Origin of the sequence: Candidatus Erwinia dacicola (assembly GCF_001756855.1) — a bacterium.
GTDB classification, from domain to species: domain Bacteria; phylum Pseudomonadota; class Gammaproteobacteria; order Enterobacterales; family Enterobacteriaceae; genus Erwinia; species Erwinia dacicola.
This window is the reverse complement of record NZ_MAYS01000052.1, coordinates 1-3,490: the sequence shown is the minus strand read 5'-3', so window position 1 is coordinate 3,490 and position 3,490 is coordinate 1. Positions and strand designations below refer to the sequence as shown.

General features: G+C 50.6%; 4 protein-coding genes and 1 pseudogene. All 5 read right to left on the bottom strand.

Annotated elements, in window-relative coordinates; translation table 11 throughout:
- Window positions 1-321: 321 nt before the first annotated feature.
- On the bottom strand, window positions 322-642 hold the full coding sequence (locus BBW68_RS01215; protein WP_070133662.1) for a hypothetical protein: 321 nt from the start codon (window positions 640-642) through the stop codon (window positions 322-324).
- 38 nt (window positions 643-680) lie between these two features.
- The gene (locus tag BBW68_RS01210; protein WP_070133661.1) at window positions 681-1,346 is read right to left on the bottom strand and encodes a division plane positioning ATPase MipZ; all 666 of its coding nucleotides are present in this window, start codon (window positions 1,344-1,346) and stop codon (window positions 681-683) included.
- Window positions 1,347-1,462: 116 nt separating this feature from the next.
- A complete protein-coding gene (locus BBW68_RS01205) occupies window positions 1,463-2,224 on the bottom strand; it encodes a tyrosine-type recombinase/integrase (RefSeq protein ID WP_070133660.1) in 762 nt (253 codons plus the stop codon).
- 749 nt (window positions 2,225-2,973) lie between these two features.
- On the bottom strand, window positions 2,974-3,300 hold the full coding sequence (locus BBW68_RS01200) for a hypothetical protein (RefSeq protein WP_209280435.1): 327 nt from the start codon (window positions 3,298-3,300) through the stop codon (window positions 2,974-2,976).
- Window positions 3,301-3,355: 55 nt separating this feature from the next.
- Window positions 3,356-3,490, bottom strand: a pseudogene (locus tag BBW68_RS20435) (IS91 family transposase); the annotation flags it as partial.

Below are 3,490 nucleotides of genomic sequence, written 5' to 3'. Positions count from 1 at the left end.
CGCGGGAGATCAAGCTCTCTGGCGATGGTAGCCGGTTTGACACCTTCACCCCGCCGCTTTTCAATATAGAACCGCTCTTTCTGAGTCAGATGTTTTCCCTGCATGCAACAGGCTCTCCAGTAGGACCAGAACGGAGATTTTATCCGGGTCTGGCCAGTGGGTTACTTTGTTGCGTTTCGAGTGGGAATGGGGCAGTAACAGTATTTTCATCACTTCTTTTTTATTTGACGACATACAGTTTCCAATTTAGTGTATAACGTTACACATTGTTTTAGGTGGCGTGTCAGTTTTCCGCTTTATGATGTGTAACGTTATACATCGTTATTTTTTTAGAGGCTTTCGCCCGGTTCTTGGCCGATTAAACTCCGCTTCACGGATCAGATCTGCCCGCTGTTCCTCCCCCATCATATCCAGTGCCTTAAGCCCGGCCCGGACAACGCTGATACGCATGGCGTGATTTTCTTCGCTGTACTGGTCAAGCCTGGCTATGTCCTCTTCCAGTAGCGGAAAATTCACCCTTGTGATCACACTGCCCGATGCCGGACGATGGCTGGTTTCGCTGACCAGCTCCCGCAGCGTTTTATTCTCGTTGATATTTTGCAGCGCCGGGCTGATTTTCAGTTTTGTGGTGCGTTTACTCATAACTCCCCTTATAGTGTATAACGATATACACTATTTAATTATGCGGTTAACAGTTTCAGCTCACGAAGTAGCAGCTCGATCTCGCCCCGCGCCAGATTCCCGCGACGGTCATTATATTCATGTACCGATAACCCCTCGTTGTAGGCCCGTTTGTACGGCTTGCGCTGATAGAGCCGCTGCCGGGCTACCGGGAGCCAGTTCTCCTGATCGGCCTCAATGTCCCGCCTGAAATTGGAGGCGTCTTCATATGCCGGGTGAGTATCGCAGCGGTTCATGACCAGCACGGCTTTCAGCGTTTTGTTTACCGATGCCTGGTACTGGCGAACATCGGCAACCACTAGGCCCAGCGTATTGATCTCAATCTGGGAGGAGGGGTCGAGGAGCGAGATAAACAAATCGGCCACGGCCAGGCATTTGCTGAACTCTGGTGAACGGCGTCCCGGCGCATCAAGCAACACGAAGTCATATTTTTTGTCCAGCTTACGTGCGATTGCAGGGATGTCATGATAGCACTCATAGTAGTCCACATCCGGAACGGTTCCCTGTGATCGGCGCTCGTCCAGCCAGTCTTTCACGCTGTGCTGGTCGTCGCACTCAAGTGCAGCAACACGTTTACCGCTCTTCAGGATCAGACACATCAGGATATGAATATAGATAGTGGATTTACCCACACCGCCTTTATGACTGCCAACAAGAATAATCATAGCGCCTCACTAATAATGTATAACATTATACACCATTAAAATCTGTGCGAATTCTTTCGCACATCCGTGTACTAGTTATAGCGCATTACTCTCGTATCTGTAAATAGTGTATAACGTTACACATGATTATTTTTTGTATTCAGCAGCGCCGCTGCTTCCTCCCGGTCCATGCCGAACCGCACGGCGTATCGTCCGTTTACCTCTGCTTCCAGAGCCAGCACATCGAGATAGATTTGTGTGCTCTTGAAATCCCGGTGTCCCAGAAGTTTCTTCAGCGTCAGCGGCTCAATACCGCAGCAGAGCAGATGCATGGCGAAGCTGTGCCGGAAGGTATGCGGAGTGACGGGGATGGAGAACCGCACACCCTCACTTTCACAGCGCGTTACAGCGTCACGAAGCCAGTTACGGATCGTGTCGTCTGTTACAGGCCATATGCGCTTTGTCCTGAACTTACAGAACGTATCGAGGTGATCGCGCAGCCGCAGCGTGAATCCTTCGTCAAACAGCGGCACGTCGCGCAGCGTGTCTTTTGGTGGCCGTCCTGGTCTACCCTGTTGCTTGAGCGTCATCAGGGAGACGAACGAGCGTGACGGCCAGCGCTCCCCGGTGCGAATATCATCCGGGATGAGGGCTAGCGCCTCACTCAGTCTCGCGCCGGTATTCCATATCAGATCAAAGAACATTCGCTTACGCAGGTCGGTAAATCCCTGTGCCAGCAGAACGGTGATTTCCGGCTCCAGCAGGTATTTCGGTTTCTCGGCCTGTCGGCTCGCCAGCTGGCGAACGGCGAGCGCCAGCTCAAAATCAATTCGGGGCGTGGCGATGCGGCAGACAGTGCTGTGTGAAATCTGCGAAATTTCGCTAGGGTGACTGCTCAATTTTTTAATCTCCGCGCTCTGGCATTACGTGAAAACAGTAACGTAATGATAGGGGAGGGGGCCGGGAGAATCGCGGAGAAAAACCCGGCTTAAAGGTGATCGGGTGTTCGGGGAAACTTCCATTTTAGTGGCAAAAGCCGATTACCCGGACAAGGGCAGGGCGGGAACAACCACCCCTGGTTAATCGGCTCCCTGTCCGGTCCGGGCCGCGCCATTTTAGCACTGGCGCGTGACGTAGCGGCGACGGCTGCGGGGGAAAATCTTCTTCAGTGAAGCTGAATGAATCCGCTTCCGGTCGCGTCACCGACAGCAGCTGGCCAGCGTCCTTCAGCGGCGTTGAGGGCGAACCTGAAATGTGTAAAAACAGCGACTTAGTAAAATCAGCCCCAAAAATATGTTGATCAGAAAATCTGAACGGAACGGGGGAGGGGCGCGGTTCGGTAAACCACCCGTAAAACCGAATCCGGGTGAACGGCAAAAGAAAATCGCCTGGATTCGGCTTCCGTCAGCACCATCTGTAAACGGCTTTCTTCACCAGTAGCAAAAAACTGGCAACGGCGAAAAGGGTCACTGACCCAAGAAAGCATACATCATAAAATCAGCAAGATAATTAAGCATGTCGCTACGTATTCCTTCTCAATTACCGGAATATATTGGGGAATATGTTTTCTGCAAGCATCACTATACCCAACAGGACACACGAAAATACACATATCCATCCCGTTACAAGCACCAGACCTAATTCTTTATCATTTAAATTCATCATTATTTACCCCATATTTTTCTCTGGCGGCTGAAAATTCTTTGGCGTCTAAACTTACAATGTCCATAAAACTTAATGAGCGCCCTTTATACCAGAGATTATCATCATGGCAGGCTACGGCTACATCTGAATAAACAAGAGGCTGCAACTTACCGTTATTAAGAATATAGCCATTACCATCAGATCCACAACGAAAGCCACTGGTTTCAGATACTTTAATGGGTTCATGGTTAGGAATCTGAATCGCTTCTTTTCGGATCACCTGACCATGGAAGGCGACACGACCCATACCTGTTACGGCGCGGATCAACATGAGTTTTGTGATAAAAATGCCATCTTCGCCGTATTTCTAACCTGAAACCCATTTTTCAGGCGCACCGATCCAGCTCAGGCATCCGCAACCATTGTTTTTTCGCCATCTGATGCAGCCTGTCAGAGAGCATTTTTGCGGCGTGCTCACCCGCCATGGCGCCGGCAAAACGCAGCCGACCTTTGCAGAGGAT

Excerpts from the sequence above, each read along its gene's own strand:
- BBW68_RS01200 (WP_209280435.1), bottom strand. The coding sequence starts at position 3,300 with ATGTTGATCCGCGCCGTAACAGGTATGGGTCGTGTCGCCTTCCATGGT.
- BBW68_RS01210 (WP_070133661.1), bottom strand. The coding sequence starts at position 1,346 with ATGATTATTCTTGTTGGCAGTCATAAAGGCGGTGTGGGTAAATCCACT.
- BBW68_RS01215 (WP_070133662.1), bottom strand. The coding sequence starts at position 642 with ATGAGTAAACGCACCACAAAACTGAAAATCAGCCCGGCGCTGCAAAAT.